Raw genomic sequence first — 19,810 nt, forward strand, 5'->3', positions numbered from 1 at the left:
AGGTACTTCCCTGCCTGTCTTTTATTTTACATGGTGGAGCGGGGGTTCGCTATGGAGCGTGCTGAAAAGAAAAAAAGCGAACCGCCGCCAATCCGGCAGGTCCGCTTTTTGTTATCCGCACTTATCTTTTAAATTCCTTAATCTCCACCGTGTATTTATCCAGCAATTCCGGCATCGGCTGGTAGCCAATGCCCGCTCCTGCAGGCACATCGATGGTGCCGTCCGGAGACACGATAACTTCCGGATTGATAATGTCCTCTTGCCAGTAGCGGGAAGAGCCCGATGTATCTCCCGGGATTTTGAAATTGTCCAGCGAGGTGATCGCGATATTGTGCGCGCGGCCGATACCGGACTCCAGCATACCGCCGCACCATACCGGGATACCGTGCGATTGGCAAAGGTCGTGGATACGCTTGGACTCGGAAATTCCGCCGACGCGACCGATCTTGATGTTGATCGTGCGCGTGCTGCCCATCTCGATTGCTTTGCGTGCATCTTCCAGCGAGTGGATGCTCTCATCGAGGCAGATCGGCGTTTTCAGCTGCTTTTGCAGCTTCGCATGGTCAAAAATGTCATCGTGGGCAAGCGGCTGCTCGATCATCAGCAGGTTCAGTTTGTCCAGCTCTTTGAAAATCTCGATGTCGTCCAAGGTATAAGCGGAGTTGGCGTCCGCCATCATCGGGATGTCACCGAATTTTTCACGCAGGGCTGTCATCACCTCGACGTCCTGTCCAGGCTTGATCTTGATTTTCATACGGCGATAGCCTTGGTTCAGGAACGTGTCGACCAGGCGGTACATATCGTCGATCGTTTTTTGAATCCCGATGCTCACACCCACCTCGATTTTGTCTTTCGTCCCTCCGATGGCTTTCGCGAGCGGAATGCCTTGCTCTTTAGCGTACAGATCCCAGTATGCGCCTTCAAGAGCGGATTTGGCCATGTTGTTGCGACGGATCGGTGCGAACAGCTTGCCGATTTCATCTGGATGCGAGAGTTCGCCATGCTCGAACAGCCACGGAATAAGGAAATCTTCCGAAATATGCATGCACGTCTTCACCGTTTCTTCGCTGTACAGCGGGTCGATGTCAGCAACACATTCCCCGTAGCCAATGTGATCCTTCGTATGAACCTCGGTCACGTAAAAATCTTTAACTGTCATCGTGCCAAAGCTGGTTTGAAACGGTGCTTTCAGGTTGAGCTGCATTTTACGCAATACGATTTTGTCTGCTTTCATGAGAAAACCCTCCCGTTTGATCGTTTATTCAACAAAAATGCCTTGCGTGGTGTACAGTCGCTCCAGCGTTTGCGAACGTGCCTGCACGTGTTCCTTGTTCTTCGTGGTCATCCCCACCATGATCAGGTTGAGCAGGCTTTGCAGCCCGGTGTTGGAGCTGAACATGGAGGTCAGGTTTTCCTCCGTCGTGAACGTCAGATCCGCAAGCTGCCCCAAAGGCGACAGCGGCCGGTCCGTGGCGGCGATGATGCGCACCCCCTGGTTTTTCGCGCATTCCGCTGTTTGGACGGCATCCCGGCTGTATCGGGGATACGACAGGATGAACACGACGGAACGATCGGTCAGCGTGCTGATTTTCTCCGGCATGTCGCCGGCGCCCTGCAGCAGCTGGACATGGCCTCTGCACTGGCTGAGGACAAAGGAGAACCAGTGGGCGGCGCCATAGGAAGCGCGGAAGCCAGCAACCAACACTTGATCGGCTTCATTCAACCAATCGACCGCCTGCCAAATGTCCGCTTCGTTGATCGACGTTGCGAGTTGGCGTACGATGGCGACATCACGGTCCAGCACGCTGGCGAAAAGCGACTTTTCCTTTTCAAGCGAATCTGCCTCCGTCTCCTGCTCCAATACGGAGAGCCCCTCTTTTTTCAGCACCTGCTGCTGGATGCGTGCCTGCATGTCGGGAAACCCGTTGAAGCCGAGCGCATAGGAGAGTCGAATGACCGTCGCCTCGCTGACGTCCGCTTCCCTTCCCAGCTGGGCAGCTGTCAGAAAGGCCGATTGCTCTGGCTTCATCAGCAAAAATTCGGCGACTTTTTTCTGGCCGGGCGATAGCTGTGACAGCTTTTCTCGGATCAACGCTTCCATCCGCACTGTCCTCCTCACCTGAATGTAGTAAATTCTTCACTCTTTTTAAATATTGTAGCTTTTCCTTCATAACCTTCTAATTGATTTTTACCACATATTCGCACGAATGGGAAGAGGGTATTTCAGAAAAAATTCCTCTGGTAAAGAACCAGAGGAACGAATCGGGAACTATTTGGCCATGTTTTTCAGAATGTCCGCCAGCAGGCGAATGCCTTCTCTTAGCTCGGGCAGCGACGCATAGGCGTACGACAGCCGCAAGAAGCGGTCGCGGTCCTGCCCATAGATGCTGCCGGGATTGAGCAGAACGCCTTGGCGCTGTGCCTTGCTGAATAGTTCATGGATCGGAAGCTTTTCCTTCAGCTTCAACCAAATGAAAAATCCACCTGCTGGACTCTCCCATTCCGCGAGATCGCTCATATGAAGCCCCAACGCTTCGAGCATCGCCGCCTTGCGATTGCGCAGCTCCTCCCGGATGTATGCGACATGCTTCTGATACTCGCCGCTTGTCAGCCATTCGGCAGCGACACGCTGGGAGAGCGAGCTTGTGCCATAGTCGGTCTGCATTTTGATATCCGCCAGACGCTCGATCACCGGCTCCGGCCCGATGATCCACCCGATGCGCAGGCCTGGACTTAGTGTTTTCGACAGGCTGCCGAGATACAGGACATGCCCGTGCCTGTCCATCGCTTTGAGCGGTGCGGGCGGCGGCTCATCGAACCACAGCTCCCGGTACAGATCATCCTCGATCACGGGCAGACGCTCCGCTTCGCAAGCCTGCATCAGCTCCTGCCGTCTTTTCTTTGACATCAATATGCCGGTCGGATTGTGAAAGCACGGATTCGTATACAAAATATCCGCCTTCCCCTGCTTTCGGAGCGCAGAGATTCCCCCTGGCAACAGACCTTGCGCATCCATCTCCAGACTGGTCAGCTTCATCCCCGCCGATTGAAACACGTGCAGCGAATACAGGTAAGATGGCTTTTCCAAAAGGACGGTCGAGCCCCGATGCAAAAGCCCCACCGATATCAATTGGAGTGCTTGCAGCGCCCCAGACACGATCAAAATCGATGACGGTGACGCTTCGATGCCGAACGAACGCACATAATCGCTGACCGCTTGCCGCAGCGGCCCGTATCCTTTCGGTTCCTCGTAGCCGAACGCATGCAGATTGTCCGTTACTTTGTGCATCAACCGCTGCATCGTCTGAAGCGGGAAAATCTCGGACGACAGCTCGCCCTTGCTCAATTGGATCAAACTGGCGTCAAATTCGTCCTGATTGATTTTTTGCACAGTATCCTGGCTTGGCTTGTGCACACCGGAAGTGACATACGCGTTCCAGTCCGGCGGCGGGTTGGTCGCCAAAAGCGTCCACGTGTTGTTGACAACGACCGTCCCCTTACCCATTTGCCCCTCGATCAGGCCATCTGCGGTCAGCTCCTCGATCGCGGTAATGATCGTGCTCCTATTCACCTTGAACTGGCTGGCCAACGTGCGCTGACTCGGGATTTTGCTGCCGATCGGCCACTCGCCCTTGGCGATTTTCTCTTTGATATAAGCGATGATCTGCTGGTATTTGGGAAGCTGTCCCTCCGCGGTTTGCCCGTCTCGGCCCATTTTTGCTCCGTCCCCTTTTCTCCCAAAAGTGGTTGGGTTGTGACTTCATCAACTGGTTGAAGTCATTTTACCAATTCTTGATTACCATGAACATACACGATGATCGTCCGTTATACTGGTTGGTTTTTTCAATCGAAAGGGTGGAAAGTTACCATGTCCAAGCATGCAAAATTCGCGATAGCCGCTTCACACAGTCTGATCATTGTTTTGTGGGCATCTGCTTTTGTCGGAATTCGTGTGGGGCTTACTGCCTATACTCCGGGGCAGCTGTCTCTCTTGCGCTTTCTCACTGGCTCTGCGCTACTGCTCATTTTGGCGGCGGTGTTCCGCATTCGTTTGCCCGAGCGAAAAGACGTTCCAATGATTTTGCTGCTTGGCTTTCTCGGCTTTTTTGTGTACCATGCTGCGCTCAATTATGGCGAACAGACCGTGAGCGCTGGGGCCGCGAGCCTGTTTGTCGCGACGACGCCCATTTTCGCGTCGCTATTCGCACTGGTTTTCTTCCGGGAGCGGTTTGGGATTCGCGGGTGGGTTGGAGCGGTGGTTGGGTTTGGCGGTGTGGCCATAAGTGCCTGGGGAACAGGGGAGCCAATCGTGGCTAATGGCGGGGTGTTACTAATTTTAATCGCCTCTCTGGCGGAGAGCGTGTACTTTACGTTTCAGAAGCCATTTATCGAAAAATACGGATTTCTCGCTTTTACGGCCTACACGATCTGGGCCGGGACGCTGTTTATGCTTTTCTTTCTGCCTGGTTTGGGGCAAGCCGTGGAGCGTGCGCCGTTTGAGGTGACGGCGAGCGTGCTGTATCTGGGGATTTTTCCGACGGTGCTGCCTTATCTTGCACTTGCCTTCATCACCGCACGCGTCGGCACGTCAGAGGCGACCAGCTCGCTCTACTTGACCCCAGCGTTCGCCTATGTGATCGGCTGGGTTTGGCTCGGCGAGGTGCCCTCGTTCCTCTCGCTCATCGGAGGCGCGATCGCACTCGGCGGTGTCCTGCTCGCGACCGTGCACAGCGATGCCCGGCCGGATACAGCAAACCGCATGGACACTGCTACCTGACCTTAGCGCAAAAACAGCCGGATACGCTTCAGGGCGTCTTTGGTCGTGGCATAGCGAAACGGCAGGTCAAACAGTGTGGTTTGCTTTAACACGCTTTTCTGATGCGAAAACAGCGCAAAGCCAGCCTCGCCATGATACCCGCCCATTCCGCTCTCCCCGACTCCGCCAAACGGCAAATAAGGAGTAGCCATATGCATCATCGTATCATTGAGGCAACCGCCGCCGAATGACGTCTCCGCCAACACTTTGTCGGCTATGGCGTCCGACTGCGAGAACAGGTAGAGCGCAAGCGGCTTCGGCCGGCTATTGATGCATGAAATGGCCTCATCGAGCCGGTCGTACGCCAAGATAGGCAAAATCGGGCCAAAAATCTCATCCTGCATCACTGGCGACTCCCAGTCGACATCGCCTACTAGCGTAGGTTCGATCGTAAGCGCCGCTTCATTCGTTTTCCCGCCATACAGCACCTCGCCGTCTTGCAAATACGCTGCGACCCGTTCGAAATGCCTACGATTGATGATTTTGGGAAATGTCGATGATTCGGCTGCGCCGGAACCGTACACCATGTCGAGCCGCGCTTTCAGCTGCGCGATCAATTCGGGCATCGCCCGTCTCTCGACCAACACATAATCGGGGGCTACGCATGTTTGTCCGGCATTCAGGCATTTCCCCCAAACGATCCGCTTGGCAGCAAGCTTGAGATCGGCATCCCCGTGCACGATGCAGGGGCTTTTTCCGCCCAGCTCCAGCGTCACGGGCGTGAGGAAATCGGCCGCAGCTTTCATGACGATTTTGCCGACCTGGACGCCACCTGTGAAAAAAATATAATCAAAGCGGTTGGCGAGCAGCGCCGTGCTGGCCTCGACGCCCCCCTCCACGACTGCGACATATTCTTCTGGAAACACAGCGCGGATCAGGCCAGCCAGCATGCCAGCCGTGTGCGGTGCCAGCTCGGAAGGCTTGAGGATCGCGCAGTTCCCGGCAGCGAGCGCCGCAATCAGCGGAGCGAGCGCCAGATTGAACGGATAATTCCACGGCGCAATAATCAACGCCACGCCATAAGGCTCGGCATAGATATATCCTTTGGAGCCAAAGTGGGTAATCGGCGTTTTTACGCGCTTGTGTCTAGCCCACTGATCCAGATGCTTCACCGTATGGGTGATTTCCGCTAGCACCATGCCGATCTCTGTGGCATAGCCCTCGAATGGGGATTTGTTCAGGTCCGCGTGGAGCGCAGCCATGATTGCTTCTTCCTGTTGCACGATTTCCCGCTTGAGCCGCTTCAGGCTCTCTTTGCGAAATGCGAGATCTCTGGTCTGTCCGCTTGCAAAAAACGACCGCTGCTTGCCCAGCAATTCCTGATAATCCGCCATTCCCTCTGCCTCCTTACGCTTATGCCTCTGCTCGTTCCCCAGCCGTTGCCTGCACGACCATGCCTTTCGTCACCGCGACAAGCTCGTCAAACGTAATCGGCAGCATCGACTCGACCACGCCCGCCGCTGTGTAGACGACCGGAAAACGGCGCAGCGACTCATCGATAAAAATCGGGATGTCCGTCCGCAGTGCAAACGGGCATACCGCTCCCACCTGGAATCCCGTGATCTCCACGACATCCTCCGGCGAGGCGATGCGCGGCTTTTTGCCACCCAAGAGCTGCTTCACTTTTTTCTGGTCCACTCGCACGTCGCCTGCCGCTACGAACAAGCCGAACTTGTCCTCCGCGCGAAAAAGAATCGACTTGGCAATCTGGCCGACCTCGACGCCGAGTACACGCGCTGCCGCTTCCGATGTCGGGACTTTTTCAGGCAGGAGGATTGGTTCCAGCTTCTCATCATGCTGCTTCACAAACAGGCGAACATCTTCAAATCGATTGGCCGTTATCATGTTCTCACTTCTCCCTTCAAGCTTTCCGTTCAGTATACCAAAAAACGGATGCATGAAAAAATCTGGTAAAGGCAGATGCTGTCCCATAGCTCAGCAAAAAGGAGGGCCTGCAATCGGTCCTCCTAGTGAACATGTTTATAAACCGTTTTTCAGATACGCTTGCAGCAGCTGTGCCGAAGCTTTGTTATACTCTGCGAGCAGCTTTTTCAGCTGCGGGTCCAAATAGGCCCGCGTCAGCGGCAGCCGCGACTTGTCGGACGGGATGCCGTTCACTTGGATAAGCGGAAGCAGCATGCCGCGCTGCTTTTCTGTCAACGTCTCAAAAGACAGCGTCTTGGGCTTGAGCTTGACGTTCGCTTTCTTTGCCAACAGCAGTTTGTTCATGAAAAGAGAATCATAATCGACGTAAATGCTGGTGAAATCGTGCCCGCCCCGCTGAATGTACAGGCCGCGATCATTTGCCCATTGGAAACGCTGATCAGCAGTGAGCTTCTGGCTCGTTTCGCCGTTTACCATGTAGTAAGCCAACGCGAAAAAGTCGTCATAGCTGAAATCGGCTCCCGTGCGAGTAGTAGGCAGGATGTCTTTCGACACAAGTGCTGCGATGATCGCTTGCTTGCTGCTGTCCTGCGGCAAATCGAAATAAAGTGCGACATGGGAATAAAACCGGTTCTCGTCATCGCCTTTGATTTGACTATACGGCTTGCCGTAATCGACCAATTCACTGCTCTCGAATCTCATCACCATCTCGAAATCATAGAAAGCACCAGCTTTCACTGCGCGATTCGTTACTTTTGGCGCCTTGGTGTACAACGGAGTCATGAACATCTCCTTGCCGTTTTCGTTCAGGTAGCCAAACTGATTGCCTTTGACGACTACAAACCAATGCTGGATGCCGGTATCATAGCCGAGTTGCTCGGAAAACGTGTCATCAATGAGGCTCAGATACTCATATTTGGGAGCTGCCAAGACCGTGCCTTTGGTGCTTACCAAGCCATACAGCCCTGTCTTGGCATCCTGAACGATCAAGTGCTGCGACTTCTCCGGTGAAACACTGGCACTCCGGAGTGATTTGTAATTGCCCGTGGTCAGCGGGTTTAGCTTTTTGTCAAAAACATTCCAGGTTCCTTGTTTTTGAATGAAATAGAACTGGTCGCCGATCCCATAGGCCTCAACCTGCTCAAGTTTCGGTCGCATGCTGTCAGTTGTGAGCATAGTAAAGTCGTCCCCGCCATTTTGCCGAGAGAGGTCTACGAGTACCCCTTCTGCTGCGAAATCGCCCCACTTGGTAATTCTCCAGTACGTGAAATCCGTCAGCACCGTCATCTGGTTGCCATGCAGCCGTACAAGCGCTTTGCCCCGTGTATTTTCTTTTGCCGCAAGTGCGTAATAAGAGTCACCGGCTTTGATTAAAACGGTCGGCTCCACCTCCGGGTCGTTCCTTACCGCTATACGAAGCCCCTTGTTGATCAGCTCGCCCGTCGCTGTATATACATCAAAGCTGGTGGATGCTGCATCTATATTTGCCAGAATCAATTGACCTTCTTTGCGGACAAACTGGTAGATTTGGCTCGAAACCGGCTCACCGCTTGCCGTGCGCAGAATCGTATAGCCTTTATCGCGGACAAAGGATGTGCTCAATTGTTCGTTGAGCTGCTCGATCTTTGGTGCGTTGATGTCCGGTTTCTGGTTGGGATCCAAAGGCGGTTCGTACGTCCGGTACTCCCGCGTCTTGTTATCCGGTGTCGTCACCAGCACAGCGTTATGCTTGCTGTCATAACGAATTTGCAACCCTTCCTGAAAGGGGACCAGCAGCCCTTTTTCTTGGGAATACAGCGCGAGCTTTTTGCCATCCGTAAGCGCCAGCATGTCATATCCGCCCATCGTGACGAAGCTGTCGAACCAAACCTCCGGTGAAACTACACTCAAGCTGCGCTGGGCCAAAATGCCTTTCTTACCGTCTTTTCGCACCAGCACCCATGCAGCCGGCACCCCTTGCAAGCCCGGGTATTCAAACGGGACGATCGTCTCGCCTTTCAGGCTTTTGACACCATACAGGCTGCTGTCCACATCTTTTCCAAGGACGTACGTATCGTTTTTGCCATACAAATACTCGGCGCCTTTTCGCAACGAAAAAGAGCTGCTGCCATCGTTTACGTAATAGGTCACGATATCTCCTTTTCGCCCGAAATAGCCTGCCGTCGGATACGGCAGTTCTCCCACTTCCTCATAGCTCGGGTCCAGCACGATTTTTCCATCGCTGACCAAACCAACACCCTTCGGCCCGCGAAACGATGCAAATGTGCCTTCCAGCAGCTGAACGCCGCTGTAGTTCGGCTCCAGCGCAAAGCTCCCGTCCCGTTTGACCAGACCTGTTTTACCGTTTCGCACAACCTGCAAACACGAGACCGTCGGAATTTCATTATCGGGTCCCGCCAGTGTGACGGCTGGAACCGAGAACATCGGCTTCAGCGAAACCGGGTCAAACATCGTCAGCTCTTTGGCTGAGACGGCAATGGCATAGCGGGTCGTATCGCGGTTGGCATCAGCGGATTTCGGCTCTTTCCAATCGACAAAGCGGATATTTCCTTGAAACTGTGGAATCAAGACCTTGCCGTCGGTGTCCATGAGCATCGAGCTGCTTCCCGTTAACGCGATCACGCTTGTATGCTTGTCGGATAAATAGAATGTGGCATACTCTTTGAATACCGCTTTGGACAACGTTTTGGTGCTGAAGGTGAAGGTTTGCAGCACAGCGCCTTTGCGCAAGATCGCAATATTTTTCTGTTCTGGGATATCGATTTGATCCCAGACCGGCGCAATGAGTGTAGCCCCTGTTTTCGCATCGATGACGCCCTGTTTTCCGTTTTTTTTGACGATCAGCACATTGGCTGCTTTTTTGAAATCATCATAGACCGGTTGGGTAATCCGTTTGCTGCCATCCGTGAACCCGAATTTGTTATCGGTCACGTATGGCTTCAGATACGGTACGGCAGCAGCCTGCGCGGAAGTGATCAGCGCAGTAGCACCCATCAGGATCGCTGTCCCCATTGAAATAGTGCGTTTTAACATGCACGTGTCTCCTGCCTCTCTTCGAAACATTACGTATTAAGTAGACGCGTGAGCATCCATAATGTTTCGAAAGACATTTCCAGTTTCAGGGGGAGTAATCCGTATACATGCGAGTCCATTAGGCTACTGGCGTTCAGGCCGTGATCAGAAAAAAGGACCAACGGCAAATTCACCGTTCGTCCTTTTTGCGTAACCGCACTACATCATTATTCAATCGGAAAAATCGTACCCGGATTCATGATGCCACGCGGGTCCAAAAGCTGCTTGATTTGGTGCATCAAGTCGTAGCTTGCTCCGTGCTCCTTGCGCTGGTATTTAACCTTGCCTTTTCCGACGCCGTGCTCGCCTGTGCACGTACCGCCGCGCTCCAGTGCATGCTCGACGGCCAAGGCGTTGAATGCTTCCGCCCGCGCTACCTCGTCCGCATTATCGGTATCGATCATGATGATCGTATGGAAGTTCCCGTCACCGATATGTCCGAGCACGCCACCGAATAGCTCCAGCCGGTCCATCTGGCTGCGGGCATGTAGAACCGCATCGGTCAATTCGGACAGCGGGACGCAGACGTCGGTCAGGATCATATGCTTTCCCGGCGACGCGTGCTTGAAGGCATAAGCGAGCTGATGGCGTGCTTCCCACAGCTGCGCACGCGCCTTGGAGTCGGTTTCGAACTGGAAGCTTTTGCAGTCGTGCCCTTCCGCCAGCTCTTGGACAAATGCGATATCGGTATTCAACCCGGCCTCGTTTCCGTGGAACTCCAGGAACAGGGTCGGCGCCTCTTCATAAGAAGTTTGGCTATGGCGATTCATCCGTTCGATCGAGGCCGCATCCACCAGCTCCACGCGGGCAATCGGCACGTTGGCGGCCAAAATTTCGTACGCCGTATCGACGGCATCCTTCACGTTGCCAAAGGTGACCCGCGCCGCCATCACATGCTCGGGAATGCCGTACACGCGCAAAGTAAGCTCCGTTATCGCGCCAAGCGTACCCTCCGAGCCGACGAACATGCCGGTCAAATGGTATCCTGACGACGATTTGGCTGCGAGTCCTCCTGTCTTCATGATGCGTCCATCCGGGAGCACCACGGTCAAATCGCGCACCTGATCGCGCATGACGCCATAGCGGACGGCTGTCGTTCCGCTCGCATTGGTCGCAGCCATTCCGCCCAATGTCGCGTCCGCACCCGGATCAACCGTGAAAAACAGGCCGTGCTGCTTCAGCTCCTTGTTCAGCTGTGAGCGAGTCACGCCCGGCTCAACCCGCACCAAAAAATCGGCGGGGCGAAATTCCAGAATCCGGTTCATCCGTTGGAAATCGAGCGAGATGCCGCCTTTTTCCGGAATCACATGCCCCTCCAGACTTGTCCCTAAGCCAAACGGAACGACAGCGATGTCGTGTTCATTTGCAAAAGTAAGAACTTTCTGGACATCTTCGGTAGACTCCGGGAACACGACCGCGTCCGGCAGCTTCATTGCATGATAGGATTCGTCTCGGCCGTGCTGTTCGCGCATGGTTTGGTTGGCTGTCACCTGCCCGGGGGTCAGGAGTTTGGCCAGCTCTTCTATTAGGTTCATTGGTATGCCTCCTCTATCAAACTGGGTTCGTTGCTTCGAAAAAATTCATACGTTGTTGAGTTCTACAGTTGGTGCGTTTGCTCCTTTTTTGGTTGGCTGGCTGTAGTGGTCGGGCGGGATTTTTGAAAGAAAGTTCCACGGAAGCTCTGACAATGCCTGCTGGGGGTCGGGGAGAACGGTGGGCATCGCCAAGGCTTCCGTTCCACTTTCTTTCAAAAATCCTTCGGCTGCTAGTGTACAGAAACCAGGGCACTTTTCGTCATAGCGTGAAATGCAAAATTATCGTTAAATCGGGTCAATAGAAGGTATTTTTTATCTCAATTTTGAAATAGTTACTTTATTATATTTTTAATTAGGTTGTACGAACCTGCATTCGATTTTACTCCTTCCCATTTCTAAGTTTAGGCAAATGGAATTCGACTGAATAACAAACGTAAAGCGAGGAGACATATGAATCTTCCTGTCTGCAACGGTTATGAGATTTTAGACAGAATTACGGATGGATTCTTTGCTGTAGATGAAAGATGGTGCTTTACGTACGTTAATTCTGAGGCGACTCGTTTACTTTTTCGCAGTCGGGAGGATCTGTTAGGTAAAAATGTTTGGGGGGAATTTCCTGAGGCTATAGACTTAACATTTTATGACCATTATCAACGAGCGATTCGCGAACAAACACCCGTGGCGTTTGATGCCTTTTTCCCCCCGTTAAACAAATGGTTTGATGTGAGGGCCTATCCTTCCTCTACCGGCCTTAGCGTGTATTTTCAAGATATTACAAACGAAAAAGTGGCACATTCGCAAAAGGAGCAACACTACAAGTCACTTTTTGAACAGAACCCAGATGCTGTTTTTTCCTTTGATTTAAGCGGGAATTATTTGACTGTAAATCCTGCAATGGAGCGATTGCTCGGATATCGTGTAGAAGAGTTTTTACAGCAATCGTTCGTGCCCTTGGTTTCAGAAGATGACTTGGAAAAGACAATGATTCATTATCAAAAAGCACTAACTGGCACCACGCAAAGATATCAAACGAAAGCCGTTCATAAAAACGGCTCTATCGTCTATGTAGATGTTACCAATATGCCCATCATCATCAATCAAGAAGTCGTCGGTGTTTATGGAGTCGCAAAAGACATAACCGAACGATATTTGGAACAGGATGAACTGCGGAAGACGAAAGAACGACTGGAATCGTTTGTTCACAACAATGCAGATGCCATTTGGGTTATTGATATGGACGATAAAGTGTTAGAAATAAATCCTACATTCGAGTCGATGTTCGGTTGGTCTGCCGATAGCGTCATCGGCAAAAAGTTACCGATCATCCCCGACTTCCTAAAAGACAGCATCCAGACCATCCATGAAAGCGTAAAAAGTGGTTCCTCTTTTGTTGGATTTGAGACAATTCGCGAACGTAGGGATGGCAGTCATCTTCATGTTAGCGCTACGCTTTCCCCGATCACTGACCTCACAGGTGAAGTGATTGGCTTAACAGGAATTTGTCGTGATGTCTCAGCTAGAAAAAAAGCTGAAGAAACCTTGCATGCCAAAACAAAACAGCTTGAATCTTTTATAGAAAACAATGTCGATAGCATTTTGATTATGAATCTGGATCGGCGAGTCGTACACGCGAATAAAGCGTTTGAAAACACGTTTGGTTGGGCAAAAGAGGAGATTCTTGGCGTCCATTTATATGATCTACCATTTATTCCACATGAAGAAATGGTAGTGATCAAGCAACACGAAATAAGTGTCAATCAAGAAACACCCATACTAGGGGAAGAGACGGTTCGTTCCAGAAGAGATGGCGTGATGTTGAATGTGGCTTTTTCCAAATTCCCCATTTATGATGCAGACGGGAATATGGACGGTTGGTCTGTTATTTTGCGAGATATCACAGAGTGGAAGAAGTCCCAACTGATCTTACAAAACTCCGAGAAATTAACCGTTGCAGGTCAGTTAGCAGCAGGAATTGCGCATGAAATCAGAAATCCCATCACCGTCATAAAAGGGTTCGTCCATTTGATGTCGTCGGGTTTTGGCGACAAAGAAGAGTATTTTCGGATCATGTCTTCTGAATGTGAACGAATCGAACAAATTCTTAGCGAGCTACTCGTTCTTGCTAAACCGCAGACCATCAAATTGGAACCAAAAGATATTCGACTGATCATGCTGCAGACCATCACGCTTTTGCACTCTCAGGCAATCTTGAATAATGTTGAAATCGTTACTGAGTTTGACCCGGGAGTTGTCATGCTACAGTGTGATGAGAATCAAATGAAACAGGTGTTTATCAATTTCATCAAGAACGCCATAGAAGCCATGCCCTCCGGTGGTACAATAAAAATTCAAATCAAACAAAGAGAAAATGACATCATTGTTCGTATTATAGACGACGGAACGGGGATACCACCCGAAATACTGAGTAAAATGGGTCAACCATTCTATACCACGAAAGAAAAAGGTACGGGCTTAGGGTTTATGGTTAGTAAACGAATCATTGAAAATCATTCCGGGACAATCCATATCGAAAGTGAATGGAACAAAGGAACAACGCTTGAAATCAATCTGCCCTTTACACGAATCGATGCATTTTCAGCAGAAATACAAATGCAGCCAGAGATCTCATAAGGAAAAGAAGGCAGCCTCCTAGCATAACCGGCTGCCTTCTTTTCTGTTTTCAACCACTGTTTCGTAAGACAATTGGCCCCCTGACCTATTCACGAAAACTTTATAGAACTAATAATTGAATTGTTAAAAAAAATAAAGTAACATGTCGAAATAAGGTATTTTTTGTCGATTGACTTTTTTGGGGGGTAGGACGAATGCTACAGTACATCACAAGACATTTTTTCTCCAATTTTGAGTTAGAAAGCCAAAAGAACAAACTGCTTTTATTAATCATCTACATTGTTTCATTGACGGGAACACTGAACACGATGGTTACCATCGGCTTTTTCCATCCGATTACCTACATAGTAGACACCGCTGTCGTCGTTATTCTTTTGGTCGGTTCTATTCTACTCAATATCAAGAAGGTAGAATTCGCTTATAAGTACATTTTGTTGTTGGGCTGGATCCTTTTTACCATTCTCCTGAATTACCTCTTTGGCACTATGCTTCCTTCCATTTATGAGAACTTTTATTTTGTTCTCGCAACCACGTTGCTTTACTTTAACGGCCGATTGATCTGGACGGTCGGGACCCTCATCTTACTTTTCAATGTATTGAGTCATCAATTAGGAACAGGACTTTTCTTTCCCACTACTGACAGTATGCACATGAATGTTTCCATCAGCGTAGTATTCCAAGTGACTGTTATATTATGGGCCATATCTAGAATTGGGAAGTACTTAATGGACAAGTCTGAACGAGAAAAAGAAAAGTTCTCGTTAACAAATAAACAGTTACAAGGGACGTACGATGCCATCAAAAGTTCCATCCAACAGCTACAAGTTACTTCCGAACAGCTATCCAGAAATTTGCAAGCCATTACCAACAATGCGAACCATGTAACAAAAACCACGGAAGAGGTCGCAATCGGATCAGAAAGTCAATTGCGTGGAACAGAGGAAAGCGCAAGAGCCATGAACGAAATGGCCATCGGCATTCAGCGAATTGCTGAATCAACGTCTAGTATCGCAGAGGTTACAACGACAACATCCCAGGAAGCCCGCACAGGGAACCAATCTATTCGAACCGCAATCGATCAGATGGAATCGATCAAGAACTCCGTTGTGAAAACGAGTACGGTTGTGAAAACGTTAGGAGAACGATCCTCTGAAATTTCACAGATTCTCGACGTGATTACAGGCATTGCTTCTCAAACGAATTTGCTTGCACTCAATGCGGCAATCGAAGCAGCAAGAGCCGGAGAGCATGGTAGAGGCTTTGCGGTTGTTGCCGATGAAGTGCGTAAGCTGGCCGAACAATCCAATGCATCTGCAAACCAGATCGCCCACCTCATCTCGGAAATACAGGGGGAAGCGCATAACGCGGTCGGCTCGATGGAAGATGTCAATCAAGATGTCAATACGGGCCTGCATGTCGTTCAGGTTGCTGGATTTGCCTTCCAACGAATCTCTGACGCAATAACCAGCATATCGGAGCAGTTACAAGAAAACTCCGCCATCGCAGAGCAAATGTCTGCGAGCTCACAGGAGGTTGCAGCCTCGATCTCCGAAGCTTCTTTCATTGCAAAACAATCGTCGGACTATTCCCGAAGCGCCGCGGCATCGTCTATCGAACAGCTGCAAGCGCTAAACGAACTGGCAAATTCTTCGGAAGCCTTAAACGGTATGGCATCGAGCCTGTCTGATATCATCAATCAATCCCAGAAAGCGTAACAAAACGTAGGAAACAAAAATAGCGGTGGACGGAGACTTTCTTTTTAGGTCTTCGTCCGCCGCTGTTTCTTTTATGTGGATCAAGTCTTTGGAATTGGCAGATTGAGCAAACTGTTTACGCAATTTTATGCTCCCCCTTGACTTCTCGTTAAAGCCGTGTTTATAATTATCTCGAATTCAAGATATTTTTTTCACAGCGAGAGGTGCTCAAATGGAAAAGGATTTGTCACTTGATTTATTCATTGTTTTGTCTCGTGCGTATCGTGCGGTTTCGGCTCATTCCGAACAAGACATCCGACGCAGTGGGTTAAACACAACCGAATTCGGCGTGCTTGAGCTGCTTTATCATAAAGGCCCGCATCCCCTGCAACAAATCGGCGGGAAAATTTTGCTCGCCAGCGGGAGCATCACCTATGTCGTCGACAAGCTAGAGCAAAAAGGACTTTTGGAGCGTAAAACGTGCGAAGAGGATCGCCGCATCACGTTTGCCTCGATTACCGAAAGTGGCACGCAACTGATGGATGAGATTTTCCCTGAGCATATCCGCGCCATTCAGACTGCAGTCGAAGTGCTTTCCGCAGAGGAGAAAGAGACTGCGATCCACCTGCTGAAAAAGCTGGGTAAACATGCCCAAACCCGATTACCCTAGGATAAAATTTTTTTAATAAAATATCTCGAATTCAAACTATCTGAATTCAAACTAATTCTCTTGGAGGAGATCACCATGACTATTCATATTTTCCCACCGACACACCAAGGCAGCGGCGAGTTCGACGGCGGCGCGATCATTGAGCAAAAACCGATCGGCTTTTCCGGCGAAGGGTCTGCTGTTACGCGGATCGGCCCGCTCTTTTACTGGGCGTGGGGCACAGCCCCGCAGGAAGGCTTCATTCCTTCCCATCCCCATCAAGCATTTGAAATCATGACCTATGTGCTCCAGGGCAAAGCGCTGCACGGCGATTCGCTGGGCACCGACAGCACAGTCGGCGCGGGCGGCGCACAGGTAATCCAGGCTGGCTCCGGCGTCTATCATAACGAGCGGATCGTTGGACCAGATGCAGAAATATTCCAAATCTGGTTCGAGCCAAACGTCCGTGAGGCGCTGCAGCGCAAACCGACCTACAATCAATATGAACACGAACAGTTTCCGCTTACGCAGAAGGATGGCACCACGGTCAAAGCCGTCATTGGTGAGGAAGCTCCGATCAAGCTGGTCGCCGACGCTCGCATGTGGGATGTAACCATCGCGGACGGCTCGCAATTCACCGTGCCTGTGGGGGCGAATCGCTCGATCGCAGTCCTCGCCTATCGTGGTGACGGATCGCTGCGCACGGCTAGCGGTGAGGCTGCTTCCTTTTCGCACAAAGATTTTGTGGTAATGATGGGCATGCAAGATGATGTGATCACGCTGTCGCCGGAAAACGGGCAAACGCTCTCCCTCGCCATCATCGACGTGCCGACCGATCCAGGCTACTCGCTGTATCCGAAACGACCATAACCACGAAGGACACGACTTGGTTGCACTTATACTGGATCAGGGTCTGAAACGCTCCTGATCCGTGTATATAATAAAAGCTACCCACAAAGGAGAGATCAATGATGTCGAATGTGAAATTAGCGGTTATTTATTACAGCTCCACCGGTTCCAACTACAAGCTGGCCAACTGGGCAAAAGAAGGCGCAGAAGCGGTCGGGGCAGAAGTGAAAGTATTGAAAGTACCTGAGCTTGCACCGGAAGCGGCGATTGCCTCCAACCCGGCGTGGAAAGCACACGTGGAAGCGACCCAAGATGTTCCCACCGTCACATTGAGCGATCTGGAGTGGGCAGATGCAATTATTTTCAGCGTGCCTACCCGTTTCGGCAACATGCCAGCACAGATGAAGCAGTTCCTCGATACGACAGGCGGCTTGTGGTTCCAGGGCAAGCTCGCGAACAAAGTGGTGAGCGCGATGTCCTCGGCCTCCAACCTACACGGCGGACATGAGGCGACACTGCTGTCCCTCTACACCACCATGTATCATTGGGGCGCGATCGTGGCAGCGCCAGGCTACACCGATCCCGTCACCTTTGGCGCAGGCGGCAATCCGTACGGCACTTCCGTTACGGTCGATCAAAACGGAAACTTTACGGAGAATGCGGAAGCTGCAGTGAAGCATCAAGCGAAGCGCACGGTTACCGTCGCGGAGTGGGTGAAAAAAGGACAGCAATAACCAAAGTGACAAGCAGTTGTTTGACAACGATCGCGATGGCTTTGCACAAAAAGGGACTCGATTTCTCGAGCCCCTTTTTCGTGTTGCTCATCTGCTGTGCTCCCAGCTTGTAACAAATGGGGTACTGCCTTCGTATTGCTAACGACCATCTCCACTTCCGTTGTTTGGATACGTCTTCTTTTCTGATCGCTGGCCACAGACACCTGGTCTTTTGAAAAAAAAAAGAAAAAGACCGAACCTTTATTCGACAGAGAGACAATATAGTGTGTAAGCTGCTTACTCAGGAGGGCCCTCTGAATGCAAAGTGAAACAATGTACCAATTGCTTGCAAAAATAATAGAAGGCAATCAACAGGCGTTTCAAGCGCTGTATGAAGCCACCTATCGGGATGTCTACCGAACCGTTTCCTTTCTGGTCGATCATCAGCAGGACCGAGAAGATATCATGAACGAGATCTATATGCAAATGTGGACCTCGCTTCCCAACTACGATACAAGCCGTCCTTTTCACTTTTGGCTGCATGGCTTGGTAATCCGCCAGGTGCAGCGATTTCGGGTCAAGAGCTGGAGGAGATTCCGAATTTTTGAGCGCATCCGTGTCTTTTTTCGGGAAGAGCATCATTGGGATCACCCCACTGTGCCGGAGGGAAGCAACCAAGAAATTTCGCAAGCCATCCAAAAACTGACCGACAAACAGCGAACCGTGATTATCCTCCGTTTTTATCACGACTATACGCTTGAGGAAATTGCGACTTTGCTCGCGATACCGCTGGGTACAGTCAAATCCCGATACCATGCTGGACTTCAGGCGCTTCGAAAAAACGTATGGAATCTCCCCCTGGAAAGGATGGAAAAGACCAATGCCTATTGAACGCAAAATCCGTGAACATCTGCACAATCAAGCTGAAACGTTGGAGTGTCCACCGACCGTTTCCAAACGTATCGAACAATCTTATTCTCACTATTTGCAACGAAAAAGGAGCGAACCAACCATGAAAAAACGAGTAATTGGCGGAGTCATTGCTGCTGCGATTTTGATTCCAACCGGAGTATTTGCGGCCACTCCACTGATTGAAATGCTGACGAGAACACCAATGACCGCTGAACAAGTCAAGGTTGATGAGGTGGGCAAAGCTGCGCTTGAGAAGCTATATCGCGCTTTTCCCGAAACAAAATCGTTTGAAATTACCGAAGCAAGCCAAGTTGGAGGAGATTCTACGAATTCAACCAAAGCAAAAGCGGTCCAGACGAGCATCGTTTTGCAGGAAAAAGGAGGTACTGGCAAAAAAGTTCGACTTGATATGAACGGGATTACGGGTGAGATTGAACAAGTAAATCAAGAGAATTGGGAGCCTGCCGACAAGCCTGTCATTTCATTGCCCGACCAAGAAATCAAGGTGAAGGTCGATCATCTCATTGCTAGCATGTACGGTAGCATCGACCAGTACGAGTCTCATATGGAGCAAATGGAGAATCCAAATCAAAAAACGCTTCTGTTGAATTACACCGAAAAAGGAGCAAAAACACCGTTCTATCAAGTCTTTGTTCAAGGCAATACGATCAGTGTTTCTCTCATCGGAGGCGGACCGTCACCTTCCGTAGAAGGCTTCTTCTCTACAAAAGGCAAGCCTGATTATACGGCTGATTCCTTTTTAAACGATGAAAAGCTGTTCTCTTTGCTGCAAATGAGCCCGGCAGAATTAAAGCAAGAATTAGCAAAAGGGAAATCCGTTGTCGAGATTGCAGCCGCTAAAAATGTCTCAAAACAACAAGTGATTGATGTGATTGCAACCACCCAGGCTAAGGGTCAACTTCAAGCTGAACAAAGCGGAGACAATCCTCAAAACGACAGTTCTTTGGAACAAATGAAGCAAGCGGTTGAACCAAAAGTCGTACAAGTGATTGACCACAAAACGGAAACACCATGGTAGAAGGCGGCAAGACGAG

At 50.6% G+C, this 19,810-nt stretch carries 15 protein-coding genes; 8 read left to right on the forward strand and 7 right to left on the reverse strand.

Translation table 11 applies throughout. The features are described 5' to 3' along the window. Positions 1-121: 121 nt before the first annotated feature. The 3 genes from menC to pdxR form a co-directional block, all read right to left on the reverse strand. Positions 122-1,234, reverse strand: a complete 1,113-nt coding sequence (gene menC / locus EDM56_RS11135) for an o-succinylbenzoate synthase (protein WP_122917977.1) — start codon at positions 1,232-1,234, stop codon at positions 122-124. A gap of 24 nt (positions 1,235-1,258) precedes the next feature. Beyond that, on the reverse strand, positions 1,259-2,101 hold the full coding sequence (locus EDM56_RS11140) for a MurR/RpiR family transcriptional regulator (protein WP_246009348.1): 843 nt from the start codon (positions 2,099-2,101) through the stop codon (positions 1,259-1,261). 168 nt (positions 2,102-2,269) lie between these two features. Further along, on the reverse strand, positions 2,270-3,715 hold the full coding sequence (gene pdxR / locus EDM56_RS11145; RefSeq protein WP_122917979.1) for a MocR-like pyridoxine biosynthesis transcription factor PdxR: 1,446 nt from the start codon (positions 3,713-3,715) through the stop codon (positions 2,270-2,272). Positions 3,716-3,868: 153 nt separating this feature from the next. On the opposite strand from pdxR, the gene EDM56_RS11150 reads away from it, so the two are divergent. Beyond that, entirely contained in the window at positions 3,869-4,777 is a 909-nt protein-coding gene (locus EDM56_RS11150; RefSeq protein ID WP_122917980.1) for a DMT family transporter, read from the forward strand. Between the two features lie 2 nt (positions 4,778-4,779). On the opposite strand, the gene EDM56_RS11155 is transcribed toward EDM56_RS11150, so the two are convergent. From EDM56_RS11155 to EDM56_RS11170, 4 genes are all read right to left on the reverse strand, one after another. Beyond that, on the reverse strand, positions 4,780-6,150 hold the full coding sequence (locus EDM56_RS11155) for an aldehyde dehydrogenase (protein WP_122917981.1): 1,371 nt from the start codon (positions 6,148-6,150) through the stop codon (positions 4,780-4,782). Positions 6,151-6,169: 19 nt separating this feature from the next. Beyond that, positions 6,170-6,661 carry a YbaK/EbsC family protein gene (locus tag EDM56_RS11160; RefSeq protein ID WP_122918273.1) on the reverse strand — a complete coding sequence of 164 codons (492 nt, stop codon included), beginning with the start codon at positions 6,659-6,661 and terminating at the stop codon, positions 6,170-6,172. Positions 6,662-6,796: 135 nt separating this feature from the next. Continuing rightward, positions 6,797-9,733, reverse strand: coding sequence for a hypothetical protein (locus tag EDM56_RS11165; RefSeq protein WP_122917982.1), 2,937 nt, complete (start codon positions 9,731-9,733; stop codon positions 6,797-6,799). 206 nt (positions 9,734-9,939) lie between these two features. Then, positions 9,940-11,307: an FAD-binding oxidoreductase gene (locus tag EDM56_RS11170; RefSeq protein ID WP_122917983.1), complete on the reverse strand. Its 1,368-nt coding sequence runs from the start codon at positions 11,305-11,307 to the stop codon at positions 9,940-9,942. 450 nt (positions 11,308-11,757) lie between these two features. Between EDM56_RS11170 and EDM56_RS11175 the strand changes: the two genes are divergently transcribed. From EDM56_RS11175 to EDM56_RS11205, 7 genes are all read left to right on the forward strand, one after another. Next, positions 11,758-13,938, forward strand: coding sequence for a PAS domain-containing sensor histidine kinase (locus EDM56_RS11175; protein WP_122917984.1), 2,181 nt, complete (start codon positions 11,758-11,760; stop codon positions 13,936-13,938). A gap of 194 nt (positions 13,939-14,132) precedes the next feature. Further along, positions 14,133-15,653, forward strand: a complete 1,521-nt coding sequence (locus tag EDM56_RS11180) for a DUF4077 domain-containing protein (RefSeq protein WP_122917985.1) — start codon at positions 14,133-14,135, stop codon at positions 15,651-15,653. 211 nt (positions 15,654-15,864) lie between these two features. After that, a complete protein-coding gene (locus tag EDM56_RS11185) occupies positions 15,865-16,302 on the forward strand; it encodes a MarR family winged helix-turn-helix transcriptional regulator (protein WP_122917986.1) in 438 nt (145 codons plus the stop codon). Between the two features lie 75 nt (positions 16,303-16,377). Continuing rightward, on the forward strand, positions 16,378-17,151 hold the full coding sequence (locus tag EDM56_RS11190; RefSeq protein WP_122917987.1) for a pirin family protein: 774 nt from the start codon (positions 16,378-16,380) through the stop codon (positions 17,149-17,151). 101 nt (positions 17,152-17,252) lie between these two features. Further along, positions 17,253-17,864 (forward strand): NAD(P)H:quinone oxidoreductase, encoded by a 612-nt coding sequence (gene wrbA / locus EDM56_RS11195; protein ID WP_122917988.1) that lies wholly within the window; start codon positions 17,253-17,255, stop codon positions 17,862-17,864. 297 nt (positions 17,865-18,161) lie between these two features. Then, positions 18,162-18,734, forward strand: coding sequence for a sigma-70 family RNA polymerase sigma factor (locus EDM56_RS11200; protein WP_122917989.1), 573 nt, complete (start codon positions 18,162-18,164; stop codon positions 18,732-18,734). After that, positions 18,724-19,794, forward strand: a complete 1,071-nt coding sequence (locus EDM56_RS11205) for a hypothetical protein (RefSeq protein ID WP_183192392.1) — start codon at positions 18,724-18,726, stop codon at positions 19,792-19,794. The genes EDM56_RS11200 and EDM56_RS11205 overlap by 11 nt, the downstream gene beginning before the upstream one ends. Positions 19,795-19,810 lie beyond the last annotated feature (16 nt).

This window comes from Brevibacillus fluminis (assembly GCF_003710825.1).
Classification (GTDB): Bacteria; Bacillota; Bacilli; order Brevibacillales; family Brevibacillaceae; genus Brevibacillus_D; species Brevibacillus_D fluminis.